Origin of the sequence: Megasphaera massiliensis (assembly GCF_000455225.1) — a bacterium.
In the GTDB taxonomy this organism is placed as follows: Bacteria; Bacillota; Negativicutes; order Veillonellales; family Megasphaeraceae; genus Megasphaera; species Megasphaera massiliensis.
In genome coordinates, this window is sequence record NZ_HF954538.1 from 1 (window position 1) to 18353 (window position 18353).

Here is an 18353-nt window from a genome sequence, read left to right on the forward strand (position 1 = left end):
TCAGCGGCGACTTGTTTATTCTATCAAACTCAGGTCAGCTTGTCAAGCATTTTTATGAAGTCTTTCAAAGCGTATCTATCGTTTGATCTTCGTCTGCCGATCTCAAATCGAATCGGTTCAAGCCGTGCGACATAGATAATTTTATCATTGAAAAAAAAAGCTGTCAAGACGGTTTTGACAGCTTTTTTACAAAATTTACATCACTTGGCATCGGCAAATTGTTCAGTCATGCTTTCTAAATTCTTTTGCTTGCTTTCCATGCCCAGGCCCATGACGACGACGGCAATGGCAATGAAGACGAAGGCAAACATATAGAAGACACCACCGAAATCAAAGTGCTGCCCCAAGAGCACACCGACCATGACCGGGGCCGCCATGCCGCCAAAGCGTCCAAACCCGGCAGCCCAGCCGCTTCCGAGAGCCCGAATGGCCGTCGGATACTGTTCCGGCGTATAGGTATAGAGCACGCCCCAGGCACCGAGGTTAAAGAAGGACATGACAGCGCCCCAGATCATGAGCATCGAAGCCGTCGAAGCGTGGCCGAAGAAATAGCTGGCAACGCCGCTGAATAAGAGGAACGACGACAAGGTATACTTGCGCCCGATTTTGTCGACCAGCCAGGCGGCACAGTAATAGCCCGGAAGCTGGGCCAAGGTCATGACCAGGACGTATTCAAAGGTCTTGACGACCGTGAATCCCTGCTGGAAAACGAGGGACGGCAACCACATGAAAATACCGTAGTAGCTGAAGTTAATGCCGAACCAAACCAGCCACAGCATGACCGTCCGTGAGATAAAGGGCTTTTTCCACAATTCATGGAACGAAGCCTTGGTTACAGTCGGCATCCGTTCATCGGCATCGGAAAAAGGTGCGACGGGCACATGCAGCGTTTTTTCGATGGAAACGACGATATTCCGCGCTTCCGCTACGCGGCCGTGAGCCAGGAGATAACGGACCGATTCCGGCATATGAAGGCGAATGAGGCAGACATACAGCGCCGGCAGGGCACCGATCAAGAAAGCCATGCGCCAGCCATAGACGGGAATGAAGAAATAGGCGATGCAGGCAGCGGCAATCCAGCCGAGGCCCCAAAAGCTTTCCAAGAGGACGATGAACCGGCCGCGCACCCGCGACGGAGCATATTCAGAGACCAACGTCGCCGCCACGGGCAATTCCCCGCCAAGGCCGAAGCCTACGAGAAAGCGAAAGATGAGCAGCGATTCATAACTCCAGGATAAGGCACAGAAAGCCGAAGCAATGCTATAAATCAATACCGTAATCGTAAAGACTTTCTTGCGGCCCATGCGGTCGGCAGCCGTACCGGATACGACGGCGCCAAGGGCCATACCGATGAGTCCGATGCTGCCGATGAGGCCCATCTGCCCCGGGGCCAATCCCCATTCTTTAGCAAGGACGGGCAGGATAAAGGCGATGAGCCCTGTATCCATGGAATCAAAAAGCCAGCCCAAACCGGTGACCAAGAGCAGTTTATAGTGGAACCTGCCTACAGGCAGGGCTTCCAACCGGTCTAACAACATGAGATGTTTCCTCCTATCTGTACAACTGTCATGACACATAATTTGACATGACATCATTGTAGCATATAGAAGGAAAAAGTCAATCGCCGTATAAGACCTTTAAGTCATGCAAAGCCTTATGAATAGCATCGAGTTCTTCTTCCGTCTTGGCTTCGACCAAATGCGTATGAATGCCGCCGCTGATGGTGCTCAGCAATTCGGCCTTAGAGTCTTTCATCCGCTTGATGTACTGCTGGACGTCGCGGCGAGAATGAAGATTCAAGGTCCCTTCCAAATTGCCGTAGACCTCGTGTTCGACGACGACGTTGTGGACGATGCCCCCGTTGTCAACGATGGCTTCGAGTTCCGCTTCCATCAAATCCGTACCGTGGCAGCAGACGAAGACCCGCGTACAGCCCTTCTTTAACGGTGTAACCAGCTGATAGCCCCGGGGCGTTGAAATGATGCCGACCCCTTGGGCACGCAAAAGGGCGACGTCGCCGACGATGATTTGGCGGCTGACGCTGCAGGCCTTGGCTAAGGCCGTACCGGTAACGGCAGTCGTCGATTCGTGCAGCATCTGAAGGATTTGTTCTCTCCGCTGTGTATTGTCCATGAAAATTCCCTCCTAAATATCTTTATATACCTGCTGTCCCCGTACAGGGATATCGAGCAGCATGGCAATGCCCCTTCCCCACAACAAACCCGTACAGAGTCCCGGTGCAAAGCCCAGTACTTCATTAAAGAACCAGGAGTGCGTAATGAAAGAAAAATGGTAGCCCACGAACTGGAAGGAGGCAAATACGATGCAGATGATCAGATAGGCCGGCATGGCCTTCTTCATCGGCGGGCATTGGAGGCGCCGCCGTTCCCTGCAGTAGGTCAGTTCCGGCAGGCCTTTTTTAACCCACAATCCGATTCCCATGCCTAAGAAAAATCCCATGAGGAAGCAGAGTATCGTTAAAAAAGGATATTCTGAATAGTAGTATAATACAACAGCCGACCAAATGGCAATCAGCCATGCCGGACCGGAGAAATACCACACGCGGCACGTTCGTTTCTTTTTAAAGTAAAAGCCATAGGCAATCATGGCCACAGCCATGCAAAGCTGGGTCCCGGTCAATATATCATAAGCCCCCATCAGCCAAGATGCCTCCTTTCTCCCTATTCAGATGAATGACGGTATGTTATATCTGTATTATACTCGATAAAGATTAAAAATATATTAAAATTTAAAATAAATTGAAAAAAAATCCTCCTTACAGTATGTAAGGAGGATGATTTACTTTCATTTATAAGTTTGAAAAGTCGATAGTCGCAAAGAGGTCATCTAACGTTTCCGCCCGGCGGATCTGAGTCACCGTTCCATCGGCATGAAGGAGGAGTTCGGCCGAGCGAAGCTTGCCGTTGTAATTAAAGCCCATGGAGTGGCCGTGAGCCCCCGTGTCATGGATGACCAGGATGTCGCCGTCTTCGATTTCCGGCAGGCTGCGGTCGACGGCGAATTTATCGCAGTTTTCGCAGAGCGAGCCGACGACGTCATAGACGTGATCCTTGGGAGCGTCTTCCTTGCCCATGACCGACAGGTAGTGGTAGGAGCCGTACATGCCGGGACGCATGAGGTTGGCCATGCTGGCATCGACGCCGATATATTCCTTCCAAATATGTTTGTGATGGATAGCCGTCGTGACCAAGTAGCCGTAAGGACCGGTGATGGCACGGCCGCATTCGAAGGAAAGGCGGCATTTGCCGAGGCCTCTCGGAACCATGATGGCTTCAAAATACTGTTTGATGCCGGCACTCAATTCATCGTAATCGATGAACGATTCTTCCGGACGGTACGGAAGGCCGATGCCGCCGCCAAAATCGAGGAATTCGATATCGATGCCGAGGAGTTCCTGTACTTCCGCAGCCAATTCAAACATCATCTTGGCCGTATGAATGAGGCCCGTTACCTGGAGTTCATTGGATACGACCATGGTGTGCAAGCCGAAGTGGGATACGCCTTTTTCTTTCAGGATGCGGAAGGCGTCGAAAATCTGTTCACGGGTCATACCGTATTTGGCTTCTTCCGGCGTACCGATGATATCGTTGCCGCCCTGAAGGAGGGGGCCCGGATTATAACGGGCGCAAATCCAATCCGGCAAAGGACCGCGCTGTTCCATGAAGTCGATCATGGAAATATCGTCGAGGTTGATCAGAGCACCGAGTTCCATGGCTCTTTTAAATTCTTCATAAGGCGTGTCATTGGAAGAAAAGACGATATCATGGCCGGTAATGCCAACTTTGTCACATAGTTCCAATTCTGCCATGGAGCTGCAGTCAGCACCGACGCCTTCTTTCTGCAAGAGACGCATGAGATACGGATTCGGTGCAGCCTTAACGGCAAAATACTCTTTGAAATCATGGGCCCAATCAAAAGCCTTTATCAATTTTCGAACGTTATCGACAATGGCTTTTTCATCATAAATATGAAAAGGTGTCGGGTACTTGGCAATGATAGAACGAATCTGTTCTTCATTAAAGGGGACAGTTTTCTTGTTCATCTGATTCAGCTCCAATTTCTTATAATACAGCAAGATGCATAATCTAAACTACAAAACAAACTTGCATTTCATTGTTTCTCTACAATGATTATTATATAATACAAAGAGATAATTTGTGAAATAGATTATTTCAATTCATTCCATTCGATAATCAAATTGCAAGAAAAGGAGGTCCGGCTATGGATACGACGACACTCCGGACATTCATTGCCCTGGCACAAATAAAGAACTTTACGAAAACGGCGCAGCAGCTCTTCGTCGCCCAGTCGACGGTAACCAACCGCATCCGCGACTTGGAGATGGAACTGGGCGTCCCCCTCTTCATCCGCAGCCACAAACAGGTCGACCTGACGGCGTCGGGTCAAAAATTCCTCGATTATGCCCAACGCTTCGTCTCTCTCGAACTGACGGCCCTTCAGGATATCCAGTCCTCGCCGACGTACGCCCAAAAAGTAAACATCGGTACGACCAATACGATTTACGAAAGCCACCTTCAGCGCCGCATCCGCAGCTACTTAAAGAAGCAGAAAGACGTCTCTCTCCATGTCACTATCAGCCATACGGCCGACATGATGCGCCAGCTCCAAGAAGGGACCCTCGACGCCATCTTTTCCTTCAGTGCTATGTTCAAAAGCGGCTTCGTCTGCCAGCCCTACCGGACCGACTCATTGGTCCTGGTCTGTAAGGAATCCGATACCTCGTACGCCAAGGGCATCTATAAGGATGATCTGCAAAAAATCGATTACTTATTCTGTAACTTCGCCCTCCAAGGCGTCGGCCTCTACATACAGGACCTCTTTCCGCGCCATCACCGCTTCCCCTTAGAAATCGACAACAGCACTAAGCTCCCGCAGTACGTCGCCGAAGGCATCGGCTATACCTTTTTGCCGAAAAGCCTCATCGAAGACGACTTAGCCTCCAAGCGGCTGCGGGCCATTCCCCTCCTCGATTTCGAACCGCCAAAGGTCGACAGCTACTACATCACCCGCAGTCCGTCGACGGTACCGGCGCCCTTAGAAGAAGAGCTCTTGGCCGATCGGTCATATCGTTTCCAAGACGACGATGAGCGTCGACATGACGACGATGGAAATGAGGATATATAACGAACTGATGCAGGCCGCCACTTCGATCTTTAACTTCAATTTCGCCGTATAGTAGCAGGCCATGCCGGCAACCGGGGCAAAGACCAGGACCATGAGGACCCGCTTGATGTCCATGGAATAGTCGAGGCCGACATAAATAAAGGCAGCAAAGACGACAGAGATCAATAGGCGCAGACCTACATCCGTATAGATGAGGTGCAGGTATTCCTTCTTTAAGGACAAGCCCAGGGCAACGCCGATCATCAGCATCGACAAGAAGGTATTGGCCGAAGCCGGCACCTTGACCCAGTCAATGACCACTTGGGGCAGAGAGAGGCCCCCCAAAGCCAGGATAAGCATCAGGATGTAGGACAGGACCGGCAGGGATGAAAAGATCGTCTTGGCCAAGATATAAAAGATATTATCCCCTTTTGCCCCACGGACGTAGCGGGCCAGGCCATAACCGCCGCCGAGACACATGAGGGAGTTGCCGGCGTCAAAGATGCAGACGATGAGGACCGCCGCACTGTCGAAGAAATACGATACGAAGGGCAGGGCAAAATTGCCGATATTATAGCCGTTCATATTGAGCATATAAAAGGCCTTTTCGCTTTTCGTCCGCCCGACACCATAGCCAAGGCCGACCATAAGCAGGTTGAAGACGATGGCCAGGAGGCTGATGAAAAGGTAATGCACCTCGAAGTGGATGCCGTTCAGGTTGGCAATGATGACCGACGGCAGGGTTATATTAAAGACAATCGTCGATATGGTATGAAAAGTGCTGCGCCCAAAGAGGCGCAGCTGCTTTAAAATATATCCGCAAAGGATGAACGACACGAGAATGGCCGCTTTTATGATCGTCTGTTCCATCGCTTACGGTTTGACGATGCGATTGGCCGTACGCATCATTTCAACAATGCGGAACATGTTGGTAATAGAGCCGACGGCGACCTTATCGGTCAGGCCATAGTAGTTGAGGCAGGCCCCGCAGGCGTAGACTTCAACGCCTTCTTCTTCAAGATGCTTCAAATCTTCGAGGGACTCGGAATCTTCCGTGACCAGGGATACGCCGCCGTTGTAGCAGATAATCTGCTTGGGCAGTACGTCCTGTTCAGTCAGGGTATAAATAAAAGTCTTCAAGAGGTTCTTGCCGAGCGTATCGTCGCCGAGACCCATGACAGGCGCATTGAGGACGACGATATAATCAGAACCCGATACAGCCGGTGCGTCTTCAACAGGAGCGGCCCCTTCTTTGACCAAAGTGACCGTATAATGGGTATCCGATTCCTTAGTCATCGTATAGGCACAATTCATCTGTTCTGATAAGTTTTTGAGATTTTCCGTTGCGATTTCATTATCGACGGTAATTTCAATGGCATCATGATCCTTCAAAGCCTTATGGGCTTCAATGACCGGTAAAGGGCAGGCTTTGCCCAGTGCATCGATTTTAAACATCCTAATTCCTCCTCAAGGGCTTCTTTCTTCAAGGAAGGAGTCCTTTGTCAAATGAAAAAGGGCTGTTCCATGAAGGCAAAACTCCATGGGACATCCCTTATTTTTATCCTTTTTGCGTTTCCGCAGCTTCTTCGTCTTCTTCCGATTCATCGTCAGAAGATTTCAGGCCGCGCCGGTTCGACGTATGATTCTTCCATACGACCCAGATCGACGTATCGACACAGATGGACGAGTAAGCCCCGCTGATAAAGCCGATGAGCATGACCAGGGAGAAGTTCTTTGTCGATTCGCCGCCGAAGAAATGGAGGGCGCCGCAGGCAAAGAGAACCGTCGACAAGGTGTAGATACTGCGGTGGATACTCTGAGAAATACTGTCATGCGCCAGTTTTTCATAAGAGTCGGTCCGCCGGTGAGTCCGCGTGTTTTCACGGACGCGGTCAAAGATGACGACGGCTTCGTTCATGGAATAGCCAACGACGGTCAAGATGGCCGCTAAGAAGGTGGCGTCGATTTCCAAATGGAAGAAAGAGAAAACGCCTAAGACCATGATCAAATCGTGTACGATGGAAATAAGGGCCGAAATGGCGATCTTATACTCGAAGCGGAAGGAAATATAGGCCGCTAAGGCAATGAAGGCCACAGCCAGGCTGGTAACGGCATTTTTCGTGACTTCCGAGCCGATGACGGCACCGACCGATTCGGTCCGTTTGACTTCGGCACCGCCCAAAGAGGTGCTCAATTTTTCGGACACGGCCTTGGTTTCGTCACTGGACAGGTTGCGCATGCGCAGCATGACGTCTGTCGACGAATCCTGGTCGGTAACGCCGGTCAGCTGGATGACCGTATTGCCCAGGTCCATATTCGATTGATCGATGACCTGACGAACTTCCGAAACACTGACGGCCTTATTGAACTGCATGTCGAGGATGGTACCGCCGGTATAATCGATACCGAAGTTAAATCCATTGATAAAGATAGAAATCAGGCTGGCAAGGACCAGGACAGACGATAAGATGAACCACCACGTGCGATGTTTGATAATATCAAAACTCATTTCTGTCCCCCCTTTTTCAGCATATGTTCAGGCGGTTTACGGTTTAACCCGTAGAACCAGGGATTGGTGATCAATCCCGTATTGATGAACCAGGTCAGGAGCGAACGGCTGACGACAATCGCCGTGAACATGCTGACGACCAGGCCCAAGGCCAAGTTGACGGCAAAGCCCTTGACCGTGCCGCTGCCCATGACGATGAGGACGATGGCAGCGATCATGACCGATACGTTGGCGTCGAGGATGGTATTGAAAGCCCGGCGGAAGCCGGCTTCCATCGACGTTCGCAATGTCTTGCCGACCAAGACTTCTTCTTTAAATCGTTCAAAGATGAGGATGTTGGCATCGACGGCGAAACCCATAGACAGGATAACACCGGCAATCCCCGGCAAGGTCAGCGTCGCATCGAGGTACTTCAAAATACCCAGCAGGATGAGGACGTATACCAAGAGGGCGATATTGGCTACGATACCGGACATACGGTAAATGACGATTAAAAAGACCATAATCAACAGGATGCCGATGGCAAAAGCCTTTTCACTCTTGAGCTTCGAGTCAAGGCCCAGGCTCGGACCAATGGTGCGGACTTCCATGACTTTCAATTTAACAGGCAGGGCGCCCGAACGAAGGAGGATGGCTAAATTCTTGGCATCTTCCAAAGTCTGGCTGCCGGTGATGACGGCCTTGCCGCCCGTAATCGGTTCGTTGACGACGGGGTTGGTCAAGAGTTCGCCGTCGAGGTAGATACCGATTTTATGGCCTACATTCGATGCCGTAAGGTCAGCGAATTTTTTAGCCCCTTCATCGGTAAATTCAATGCCGACGACGTTTTTATGACCCTGGTCGATTTGTTCTTTTGCCGTTTTCAAATCGCTCCCGGTCATCCGCGTCGTTCCGCTTTCATCTTTAAACTCCATGACCGCCGTTTTCCCGATTGTTTCGATGGCTTTTTCCGGATTTTTTTCACCCGGCAGTTCGACGATGATTCGCCGAGCCCCTTCTTTCTGAACAAGCGGTTCGGTCAGGCCCATTTCATTGATACGGCGTTCGACGATGGTGACGGCACGGCTCAAGGAGTCTTCCGTAACCGGTGCATCCGGCGTATCTTCAGCTTCCAAGACGATATGCGTACCGCCCTGTAAGTCCAGGCCCTGTTTAATGGAGTTGGCAAGCGGATTGATCAAAGTAACAAAGGCTGCCACGATGATGATGACGGCCCCAAAAAATTTTATCATGTTACGAGTCCGCAACGATACTCCCCCCTCTGGGTAAATCTATGGTTTTATTGGTGAAGCACGAGATGGCGTTTATCCGTGACGATTTCAGTCATGATGACGTCGTGAGCTTCCATGGGAACTTCCGGAACGATCTGAACGTCCCAAGCTGCAGCAATGGCAGCTGCCTCCCCTTTCCCACTGAGGAAACGGTCGTAATAAGCCGCGCCGTGGCCTAAGCGGCCGCCTTTTTCATCAAAGGCAAGGCCCGGGACCAAGATGACATCGAGGTCAGACGCCGCAATGTGCAGACTGTCCTCGGGCGCCGTGCGGATGCCGTAGGCTCCGACGACAGCCTGTTCCAAACCTTCGAGGCGGGCTGCTTCGATGTCGGTCCGACTGACGCAGACCGGAACGTAGACCTCTTTCCCATCCGCAATGGCCTGTGCCATCAAGGCGTCGAGGCTGACTTCATCAGGCATATTGAGAAAGGCCATGATGCGCCGTGCCCGGGCATAGGCCGGGTGGGCCATAATCCGGGCACAGACAGCCGCACTGGCCGAATTCTTTTCGGCTTCCGTCAAACGATGGAGGCGGTCATACATGGCGCTGCGCAGTTCCTTTTTACTGAGCATCTTTCTGGTTTTCGTCAGCCGGCTGGGCTGCTTCTGCTTTGACGTCATTGTTTGCTTCAACAACTTCCGGCTTTTCGGCCTTCTTGGCAGCCTTCTTGCCTTCACTGCCCTTGCTCAGGACCTGAGCGACAGCTGCGCGGGTAACGCGGATTTCGACCTTATCGGCTACGCGGATAACGAGGTAATCGTCGTGCAAAGACACGATGGTCCCCATGACGCCGCCGACGGTGACGATTTTAGCACCGGGTTTCAGGCTGTCCAGCATTTCCTGCCGTCTCTTCTGCTGTTTCTTCTGCGGCCGCCACAGCAGAAAATAAAAAATGACGACCATGAGGATTATGGGCCAAAAAGCAGTAAGCTGTTCAGTCATATCCATGTCAAACACCTCCATCAATTAAAAAAATATTTTTTATGTGCAAGCGCCTTTACGCGTCTTGATACCTTTTCCAAAAATCCCGGCGGAACTCGCGGAACGTCCCGTCGAAGATCGACTGGCGCATATCCCGCATGAACTGCAGCAGGAAGTAGAGATTGTGAATACTGACCAAGCGGTATGCCAGGAGTTCTTCCGCCTTGAAGAGGTGGCGGATATAGGCCCGCGAATAGTTGCGGCACGTATAACACTGGCAGCCCTCTTCAATGGGATGAAAATCATGAGCATACTTGGCGTTGCGCACGGTCAGCCGCCCTTCATGGGTCATAGCCATGCCGTTGCGGGCCACGCGGGTCGGGAAGACGCAGTCGAACATGTCGACGCCGCGGGCGACGCCTTCAAGAAGACAATCGGGAGTCCCGACGCCCATCAGATAACGGGCCTTGGTCTTGGGCAGATAGGGCGTTGTATTCTCTAATATATCATACATTATATCCTTAGATTCGCCAACACTCAAGCCGCCGATGCCGTAGCCGTCAAAATCCATGTCGACCAGATCGCGGCAGCTCTGCTGACGAAGATCCTTGTACATCCCGCCCTGAACGATGCCGAAGAGCCCCTGTGTATCGCTGTGATGATGGTCGAGGCAGCGCTTGGCCCAGCGGCTGGTCCGTTCCGTCGAGAGTTTGGTGTATTCATAATCGGACGGATAGGGGATGCATTCGTCAAAGGCCATGGCAATATCGGAATCGAGGGCCATCTGAATGTCCATCGACACTTCCGGCGACAAGAATTTTTTCGAGCCGTCCAAGTGGGAACGGAAGGTGACCCCCTCTTCGGTTATTTTGCGCATCTGACCGAGGCTGAAGACCTGAAAGCCGCCGCTGTCGGTTAAGATGGCCTGCTTCCAGTTCATGAACTTATGAAGTCCCCCCGCTTCTTGGACCAGGTCATGGCCCGGACGGAGGAACAAGTGATAGGTATTGCTGAGAATGACTTGAGCCCCCATGTCATAGAGCTCTTCCGGCGTCAGCGTCTTGACCGTCGCCTGCGTACCGACAGGCATGAACATGGGCGTCTTGAACGTACCGTGAGGCGTACGCAGGATTCCGGCACGGGCGCCGTCGCATTCGGCCTGTTGTTCGTAGGTAATAACCATAGATTCCTCCCTAATGAATGAACATGGCATCGCCAAAACTGAAGAAACGGTATTTTTCCTTGACCGCCGTTTCATAGGCTTTCAAGATTTTTTCCCGCGTCGACAAGGCACTGATGAGCATGAGCAGTGTCGATTCAGGAAGATGGAAATTAGTGACCAGGGCATCGACGATGTGGAAGGTAAAGCCCGGATAGATGAAGATATTGGTCCAGCCGGAACCGGCCTTCAAGGTCCCCGTCGTACCGGCGCTTTCAAGGGTCCGGATACTGGTCGTACCGACGGCAATGACCCGCCGGCCTTCGGCCTTGGCCTTGTTGATCGTCGCTGCCGCTTCTTCGGTAATGCTGTAAAATTCGCTGTGCATTTCGTGATCTTCAATGTTTTCTTCTTCGACAGGCCGGAAGGTCCCGAGTCCGACGTGGAGGGTAATGAAGACTTCTTCTACGCCCTTATCGCGGATTTTCTGCAGCAAGTCTTCCGTAAAGTGAAGGCCGGCCGTCGGCGCTGCCGCCGAGCCGCGTTCATTGGCATAGACCGTCTGATACTGATTGGGGTCTTCCATCTTTTCGTGGATATACGGCGGAAGGGGCATTTCCCCGATGGAATCGATGATATCGTCGAAATTGCCGTCGTAGGAGAATTTGATGATACGGCCGCCAAAATCGGTCCGATCTTCGACCGTCCCCGTAAGGCCTTCGGCAAATTCAAGGGTCGTTCCCGGCAAGGCCTTCTTCCCCGGTTTTACCAGGACTTCCCAGCGGTCGTCGCCGACGGGAGTCAACAGCAGGACTTCTACCTTGCCGCCCGTCGGGATCCGTTTCCCGTAAATCCGGGCCGGAATGACGCGGGAATCGTTAAAGACCAAGACGTCGCCTTCATGGAGTTCATCGACGAGGTCATAAAAGTATTTATGGGCTACATCGCCGCTCTTTCTATCATACAGCATGAGCCGGGCATGATCCCGCGGTTCTGCCGGATGCTGGGCGATGAGTTCTTTCGGTAAATCGTAATAAAAATCTGTCAGTTTCACAATAAGACCTTCCTCTTTTAATGCATTAATAGAGCTTTTTTATTTCCGTTCCCGTATAATAATGGGTTAAAATCTTGCGGTAGTAATCTCTTTCTCCGGCGTGCTCCTGAGCCATCTGGTAAGCCCCGTACTGGCTCATTCCCAGGCCGTGGCCCCAGCCGAAACCGTAAATCGTCAAAGGCTCTCCCGCTTTGACCGTAAAGTCGCGCTTGCGGGCGACCTTCCCCGTGTCGGGATCCGGTGCCGTACCCTTGCCGCTGTAAAAATCAAAGAGGGTGCTGCGCAGACCGAAAATCGATTGGAATGCCAACCCCTTTACGGTGACATTGCCCTTGGTACCATGGATGATCAGCGACTGGACCCGACCGGAAACACCGCGGTCGGATTCGGTCATGGGCCTTTTTGCCAAGGGCGACAAGGTAATCGACTTGATTTTCCCTACGCCCTTTCCGGCAGCGGCCAGCTTAGTTTCCATCTTTTCCGGCGTCGTCGTTACGGCCCAGCGATAGCCCGGCATCTTATTGCTGGTATCGCTGACGCCCCGCAGGTAGGGGATGTAGGTTCCCCACACATTTTCACTGTTTTCGGTCCAGCCGCCGGCCGTCGAGAAGAAGAAGGCATCGATGGGCTTTCCCTGATAGGTCAGGATTTCGCCCTTAGTCGCATTGACCGCCTTGATGACTGCCGGCGATTCACCGCCGACACCGGCATAGACCTGACTCGACGTATCGTCGGTCAAATCGAAGCCGCGCTGACTGAAACGGCGCTTATGGGCAATGGCGTAGGTCCGGGCGGCGACGGCCTGAGCCTTGAGGGCTTCTTCACTCCACGACGGCGACATTTCTTTGCCGACGACGCCGTAGAGGTACTGTTCGACGGGAAGAACGTTGACGACGGTAATCCCCCAGCGTCCGGGAGACTTCATCAATTCCAGGTCACCGCGGTAGGTATAGCCGTCGGTAATCTTAACCACGCCGTCTTTCCCCAAGGAGCGAACGCGAAGGCTTCCCTTGCCGGCCGTTCCGTTAAGGGCCAAATCCGATCCCGACAGGGTCACCGTAACCGGCACATTGGCTGCCGACTTCTTCCAAAGAGAATTCCCGCGATAAATGCCGAGCCCTTGAGGGCTCGTAAGGGATACGCGCCCCTGCCCTTCGCGGATACCGATGCGTACCGTATCGGTACTTTCCTCAACAGGCTGCGGCACAGTCGTTTTGGACGACCGGACAGATTTTGTCTGAACCGTCTTTACAGGCTGGCGCGAAACCGTTTTTTTATCTTTAGCAGAGGCTGCCCAGGCACTGGTCGTAAGGAGTGTGCAGACGGCAGCCACCGTACAAATAAAAGCCAATCGACTTCGTTTATTCATAAAAACGCACCTCATAAACGAAAGAATAGATTCAATACAATCGTCAAGATGACGCTGATAATGATACAGGTTACGATGGGAAAGGAAAGGACGTATTCCCTCTGGTAAAGGAAATATCGCCGGGCAAATGGCCCAAAAACTTTCCGATTCCCAAGGCATCACCGGCCATCCAGATGAGGCCGGCAAGGATGAAAAAGACGCCGATCATGAGCAATAATTTTCCCATGCTGTCCCTCCTCATTCCCCTGTCGGCACGGGCAGACCCAAATGCCGATAGGCAGCATCGGTAACGACGCGGCCCCGGGGAGTGCGATTCAAAAAGCCCTGCTGCATCAAGAAGGGCTCGTATACGTCTTCTACGGCATCGACGGACTCGCTGATGGCAGCGGCAATCGTATCGAGGCCGACGGGGCCGCCGCCGAATTTTTCGATGATGACCTGCAGAACCTTGCGGTCCGTCCGGTCGAGACCACACGAATCGACTTCCAGTCGATTGAGGGCATGATTGGCAAGGTCAGCCGTAATCGTCTCGACGTCGGCGACCTGGGCAAAGTCACGAACGCGCTTCAACAGGCGATTGGCAATACGCGGCGTTCCCCGCGAACGGCGGGCGATCTCAAAGGCCCCGTCGTCGTCGATATTCATGGCTAAAATATCAGCTGTCCGCTTGATGATGAGCACCAAGTCTTCGGGCTTATAAAATTCCAGGCGGCAGATGACGCCGAAGCGGTCGCGAAGAGGCGGCGCCAAGCGGCCCACCTGAGTCGTCGCCCCGACCAAGGTAAAGGGCGGCAGATCGATGCGCACCGATCGGGCACTGGGGCCCTTGCCGATGACGATATCCAGGGCATAGTCTTCCATGGCTGCATAGAGGACTTCTTCGACGCTGTGAGACAGGCGGTGGATTTCGTCGATGAACAACAGATCCCGTTCCTGCAAATTGGTCAATAAGGCCGCCAAATCGCCGGGACGCTCGATAGCCGGTCCCGACGTGATGCGCAGGTTGACGCCGAGTTCATTGGCGACGATGCCGGCCATGGTCGTCTTGCCGAGACCCGGAGGTCCGTACAAGAGGACGTGGTCTAAGGCTTCCTTGCGAAGCTTGGCGGCTTTTATAAAGATCTCTAAATTTTCTTTGGCCTTGGTCTGACCGATATATTCTCGAAAGTAATGGGGCCGCAGACTGTACTGCCAGGAATCACCGGGCAAATCTGCAGTCTCGATGACGCGATTTTCTCCCATGTCTTACCTCCCGCTCCCTAAGGACTTCAAGGTCGCTCTCAACAGGTCTTCTACGGACTTGCATTCCCCTGCATGAGCTTCTGCTACGGGCAGGACTTCCTGCTCGCTGTAACCGAGGCCGGTGAGGGCCGAAACTGTTTCAGCCACCATGCCCGAAAGGCCTGTCGGTGCCGATGAAGCCCCCGTTTCAGCCGCAGGAGCCGTTCCTTCGAGACCAATCTTATCCTGCAATTCCAAGACAATCCGTTCGGCCGTCTTCTTGCCGATGCCGGGCATCTTGGTCAGGCTCTTAATATCCTTCTGATGGACGGCAAGGCGGAAGCCGTCGGCCTTATCGGCACTCAAAATGCCAAGAGCTACTTTGGGACCGACGCCGTTGACGCCGATGAGGAGCATAAAGAGATCGTATTCGTCCTGAGTGGCAAAGCCATAGAGGAGAATGGCGTCTTCGCGGACGCTCATATAGGTATAAAGCAAGGCCTCTTGACCGACGATCAGCGTGTCCAGCGTCGAAGCCGGCGCATAGGTCCGATAGCCGACGCCGTGGACGTCGATAAAGCAGGAATTCGAAAAAATATGGCTGACAACGCCTTTTACATAACCGATCATAACTGTACCTTCCGTTTCAGACTCATGGAGTGACTGGAATAAATGGCATAGATAGCCATGGCCAGGCCATCGGCAGCATCGTCGGGCTTGATTTTCTGACGGATGCCTAAGAGGCGCATGGTCATATCGATGACTTGTTCCTTTGTCGCCCGGCCGTAGCCGGTAACCCCCTGCTTAACCTGCAGAGGAGAAAACTCCAGAATCGGGATGCCCGCCTGCTGAGCCGTCAGCAAAATGACGCCGCGGGCTTGTCCGACCGTAATAGCCGTCGTAACGTTGCGATTGAAGAAAAGCTGTTCGACGCCGATGAGGTCGGGCTGATATTTCCGATAAAGTTCATTGAGGCCGTCAAAGAGCATGACCAGACGTTCTGCATCGCTCGATTTCGATGGCGTCTGAATCGTTCCATACGTCACCGGTTTCAACCGGCTGCCGTCACTGTCGACGACGCCAAAACCGCAGATAGCCGTCCCCGGATCGATTCCCATGGCACGCATCTTTCAAACCTCCTATCATAACAGACTAGTGTTTATTATAACACGAAACCAGGGGACTGGTACAGACCGGTCCCCTGGTTTTTACGCAAATAAAACATTATACAGTTTCTATTTTTCATCCTCATCGTCTCTGACAATGCTGATAATCGTGGCCTTCGTATCAATGATACGTCCCAGCACGTTGTCATAGGTCCGAAGGATAACCGCAGAAATAGCTGCGCCGATGGCGGCACCAATCAAGGCACCAACTTCATTGCTGTTGACAAAATATCCGAGCACTGCAGCAGCCAGGATCAAGAAGACCGGTACGATGAAGCAGACGAAAGCTCCGGAAATGAGATGGGAGTCATCGACTTGGTAACGAACGCGGTCGCCTTCATCGGCGCCGAGGTAGTTGTAAGCTACAATCTTAACGTGATCTGCCGCCGCACAAGCACTGCAGGCGACATAAAGAGAGTCGCGGCTAACCCTCACTTTGGCTAAGCCATTTTCTTTGATTTCTTCAATGAAACCTTCACCAATACGCATGGTTTACGCCCCCTTTAAAACAATAACTAATAATAATTCTTTATTACAATTCATTATAGCATATAATCGGGGATTCATCAAGCTTCGCGATGGGCAAAACCGGCTACGATATGCTTACGGCACATATTGTAGACGACGGCCAAAACGATGACCGTAAACAGCCAGCTGACCGGATAGGTCGCCATGAGGACCGAAAAGTCAGGATGAGCGGCAAAGGCCGTGTAAAGCCAGACGATTCGGACGCCGCAGATTCCGATGAGGGCCACGATGGCCGGCGGCAGAGAATAACCGTAGCCGCGAAGGGAACCGGACAGGATGTCGACCATGCCGTTCAGGTAAAACGTACCGAGAACGAAGAACAATCTCGTCGTCCCCAGGGCGACGACAGCCGCATCGTCATTGAACAAACCGACGAGTTCCGGTGAAAAGAAGAGGATGAGGGCTGTAACGACAAAGAGGAAGGCCGCTTCAACGCCAAAGGTAACTTTCGTAATGCGGAAGCAGCGGCGCAGGTTGCGGGCCCCGTAGTTCTGGCCGATGAAGGTCGTCGTCGCCTGACTGAAGCCATTGACGAAGCAGTACGTATTGGCTTCGATGATAAAGCCTGCCGCCGAAGCAGCCATAGCTTCCGTTCCCAGGCTGTTGATGGCCGACTGGATGAGTACGTTGGACAAGGCAAAAATCATGCCCTGGATCCCGGCCGGCAGACCGATGCGAATAATGCGGCTCAATTCATCTTTAGAAAAATGAAGGTCCCGCAAATTGACGCGAATCCGATCCGTCGTCCGACAGAGCAATACCAAGAGAATCAGCGAATTTGCGGCATAGGCAATGACCGTCGCCCAGGCGATACCGACGACACCGAAATCAAAGACCGCAACCGACAGGAAGCCCAGGATAATATTGATGCCGTTGGCAATGACCAAGCTGTAAAGGGGCGTCTTACTGTCGCCGCAGCTACGGAAAATAGCCGCTTCAAAATTATACAGCGATAGAAAAGGCAAGCCTAATAAAAAGATGCGCAAATAGCTTTCGGCCATATCATAGACGTCAAGGGGCACTTCCAAAATGAGGAAAGCCGGATAGACGATGAATTCGCCGATGAGGGTCAATAATACGCCCAGTGCTACCGACAAAATGATGGCCGTCTGTACCGTCTGGGACACTTTTTCGTCGTGTTTAGCCCCGAGATACTGGGCGATGGTCACGTTAGCTCCCAGGGAAATCCCCATGAGCAGCATGACCATCATGCCGATGACGGGCATATTGTTGCCGACAGCCGCCATGGCGCTTTTCCCGACAAAATGACCTAATAAAAAGACGTCAGCACTGTTAAAGAGCTGTTCAAATAATCCCATGAGTCCGATCGGCATGGCAAACAGAAAGAGTTTGTCGGCAATCGATCCGTTCAGCATGTCGATGCCGCGCCGCTGGTTCTCTCGTTTATTTTCCATATATACACCTTATTCCTTCATTATATATTCATGACAGAGTCCAAGGCCAGACGGCGTTAACGCCGCCCCCTTGTCCGCAATATTTTTAATATCCTAATTCACTCAGCCAGGACAGGACCTTATCCTTAGCACTGCCGACGTCACCGGCTGCAGTGCCGTACGCCTTCGTTTCGACATCGGCTCCCTTTTCGATGGACCGGACGTGTTCGACCGTATCGCCCAATCCGCTGCTGCCATAGGTTCCGAAGAGGATGATCTTTTTACCGCTCAAATCGTGGCTTTCCAGGAAGGTATAGACCGGCATAGGCAGATCTCCCCACCAAATCGGATAGCCTAAGAAAATTGTGTCATACTGACTGAGGTCACCGAAATTATCCTGAATGGCCGGACGGGCATTTTCCCCCTGTTCCATCTTAGCCTGAGCCGTATGGGCACTGTAATCGGTCGGATAAGCCTTGATCGGTACGATGCGGAAGACGTCAGCCCCGGTCTTTTCAGCAATGACTCGGCCCAAATACTGCGTGCTCCCTTCCAGAGCATTCATGTCGCTGCTGTCAGGAGAAGAAAAATAAATGACCGCCCGACGGCTGTC

The 18353-nt window shown here is 52.3% G+C and carries 21 protein-coding genes; 1 reads left to right on the forward strand and 20 read right to left on the reverse strand.

Going from position 1 to position 18353, the window contains the following annotated elements; all coding sequences use genetic code 11:
• Window positions 1-200: 200 nt before the first annotated feature.
• From TX77_RS09955 to TX77_RS09970, 4 genes are all read right to left on the reverse strand, one after another.
• Entirely contained in the window at window positions 201-1538 is a 1338-nt protein-coding gene (locus TX77_RS09955) for an MFS transporter (protein WP_044504923.1), read from the reverse strand.
• 79 nt (window positions 1539-1617) lie between these two features.
• On the reverse strand, window positions 1618-2133 hold the full coding sequence (locus tag TX77_RS09960; RefSeq protein WP_044504924.1) for a transcription repressor NadR: 516 nt from the start codon (window positions 2131-2133) through the stop codon (window positions 1618-1620).
• Between the two features lie 12 nt (window positions 2134-2145).
• On the reverse strand, window positions 2146-2658 hold the full coding sequence (locus TX77_RS09965) for a hypothetical protein (protein ID WP_044504925.1): 513 nt from the start codon (window positions 2656-2658) through the stop codon (window positions 2146-2148).
• Between the two features lie 151 nt (window positions 2659-2809).
• Window positions 2810-4063 (reverse strand): diaminopimelate decarboxylase family protein, encoded by a 1254-nt coding sequence (locus TX77_RS09970; protein ID WP_071822362.1) that lies wholly within the window; start codon window positions 4061-4063, stop codon window positions 2810-2812.
• Between the two features lie 179 nt (window positions 4064-4242).
• Between TX77_RS09970 and TX77_RS09975 the strand changes: the two genes are divergently transcribed.
• Window positions 4243-5166 (forward strand): LysR family transcriptional regulator, encoded by a 924-nt coding sequence (locus tag TX77_RS09975; protein ID WP_044504926.1) that lies wholly within the window; start codon window positions 4243-4245, stop codon window positions 5164-5166.
• Here the strand turns inward: TX77_RS09975 and TX77_RS09980 are convergent.
• The 16 genes from TX77_RS09980 to TX77_RS10055 all read right to left on the reverse strand — a co-directional run.
• Window positions 5104-6015, reverse strand: coding sequence for an AEC family transporter (locus TX77_RS09980; protein ID WP_044504927.1), 912 nt, complete (start codon window positions 6013-6015; stop codon window positions 5104-5106). The two genes, TX77_RS09975 and TX77_RS09980, sit on opposite strands and share 63 nt — an antisense overlap.
• A gap of 3 nt (window positions 6016-6018) precedes the next feature.
• Window positions 6019-6600: a sulfurtransferase-like selenium metabolism protein YedF gene (gene yedF, locus TX77_RS09985; protein WP_044504928.1), complete on the reverse strand. Its 582-nt coding sequence runs from the start codon at window positions 6598-6600 to the stop codon at window positions 6019-6021.
• Between the two features lie 103 nt (window positions 6601-6703).
• Window positions 6704-7654, reverse strand: a complete 951-nt coding sequence (gene secF, locus TX77_RS09990; protein ID WP_044504930.1) for a protein translocase subunit SecF — start codon at window positions 7652-7654, stop codon at window positions 6704-6706.
• Window positions 7651-8886, reverse strand: a complete 1236-nt coding sequence (gene secD, locus TX77_RS09995; RefSeq protein WP_044504932.1) for a protein translocase subunit SecD — start codon at window positions 8884-8886, stop codon at window positions 7651-7653. Before secD ends, secF begins: the two co-directional genes overlap by 4 nt.
• Before the next feature lie 47 nt (window positions 8887-8933).
• A complete protein-coding gene (locus TX77_RS10000) occupies window positions 8934-9500 on the reverse strand; it encodes a 5-formyltetrahydrofolate cyclo-ligase (protein ID WP_044504933.1) in 567 nt (188 codons plus the stop codon).
• Window positions 9490-9876, reverse strand: coding sequence for a preprotein translocase subunit YajC (gene yajC / locus TX77_RS10005; RefSeq protein WP_044504935.1), 387 nt, complete (start codon window positions 9874-9876; stop codon window positions 9490-9492). Before yajC ends, TX77_RS10000 begins: the two co-directional genes overlap by 11 nt.
• A 49-nt stretch (window positions 9877-9925) precedes the next feature.
• Complete coding sequence (gene tgt / locus TX77_RS10010) at window positions 9926-11032, reverse strand: tRNA guanosine(34) transglycosylase Tgt (RefSeq protein ID WP_044504938.1); 1107 nt, start codon at window positions 11030-11032, stop codon at window positions 9926-9928.
• A gap of 10 nt (window positions 11033-11042) precedes the next feature.
• The gene (gene queA, locus TX77_RS10015) at window positions 11043-12062 is read right to left on the reverse strand and encodes a tRNA preQ1(34) S-adenosylmethionine ribosyltransferase-isomerase QueA (protein WP_044504939.1); all 1020 of its coding nucleotides are present in this window, start codon (window positions 12060-12062) and stop codon (window positions 11043-11045) included.
• A 25-nt stretch (window positions 12063-12087) separates the two neighbouring features.
• Window positions 12088-13431: a SpoIID/LytB domain-containing protein gene (locus TX77_RS10020; protein ID WP_081651739.1), complete on the reverse strand. Its 1344-nt coding sequence runs from the start codon at window positions 13429-13431 to the stop codon at window positions 12088-12090.
• A 70-nt stretch (window positions 13432-13501) separates the two neighbouring features.
• Complete coding sequence (locus tag TX77_RS10025) at window positions 13502-13657, reverse strand: DUF2905 domain-containing protein (protein WP_230198109.1); 156 nt, start codon at window positions 13655-13657, stop codon at window positions 13502-13504.
• An 11-nt stretch (window positions 13658-13668) separates the two neighbouring features.
• Window positions 13669-14673: a Holliday junction branch migration DNA helicase RuvB gene (gene ruvB / locus TX77_RS10030; RefSeq protein ID WP_044504941.1), complete on the reverse strand. Its 1005-nt coding sequence runs from the start codon at window positions 14671-14673 to the stop codon at window positions 13669-13671.
• A 3-nt stretch (window positions 14674-14676) separates the two neighbouring features.
• Entirely contained in the window at window positions 14677-15282 is a 606-nt protein-coding gene (gene ruvA / locus TX77_RS10035; RefSeq protein ID WP_044504943.1) for a Holliday junction branch migration protein RuvA, read from the reverse strand.
• Window positions 15279-15779 (reverse strand): crossover junction endodeoxyribonuclease RuvC, encoded by a 501-nt coding sequence (gene ruvC / locus TX77_RS10040; protein ID WP_044504945.1) that lies wholly within the window; start codon window positions 15777-15779, stop codon window positions 15279-15281. The genes ruvA and ruvC overlap by 4 nt, the downstream gene beginning before the upstream one ends.
• 108 nt (window positions 15780-15887) lie before the next feature.
• Window positions 15888-16307, reverse strand: coding sequence for a SoxR reducing system RseC family protein (locus TX77_RS10045; protein ID WP_044504947.1), 420 nt, complete (start codon window positions 16305-16307; stop codon window positions 15888-15890).
• A 77-nt stretch (window positions 16308-16384) separates the two neighbouring features.
• The gene (locus tag TX77_RS10050) at window positions 16385-17761 is read right to left on the reverse strand and encodes an MATE family efflux transporter (RefSeq protein ID WP_044504949.1); all 1377 of its coding nucleotides are present in this window, start codon (window positions 17759-17761) and stop codon (window positions 16385-16387) included.
• Window positions 17762-17846: 85 nt separating this feature from the next.
• Window positions 17847-18353 (reverse strand): flavodoxin (locus TX77_RS10055; protein WP_049917353.1); only part of this gene is annotated, 507 nt, incomplete at its 5' end.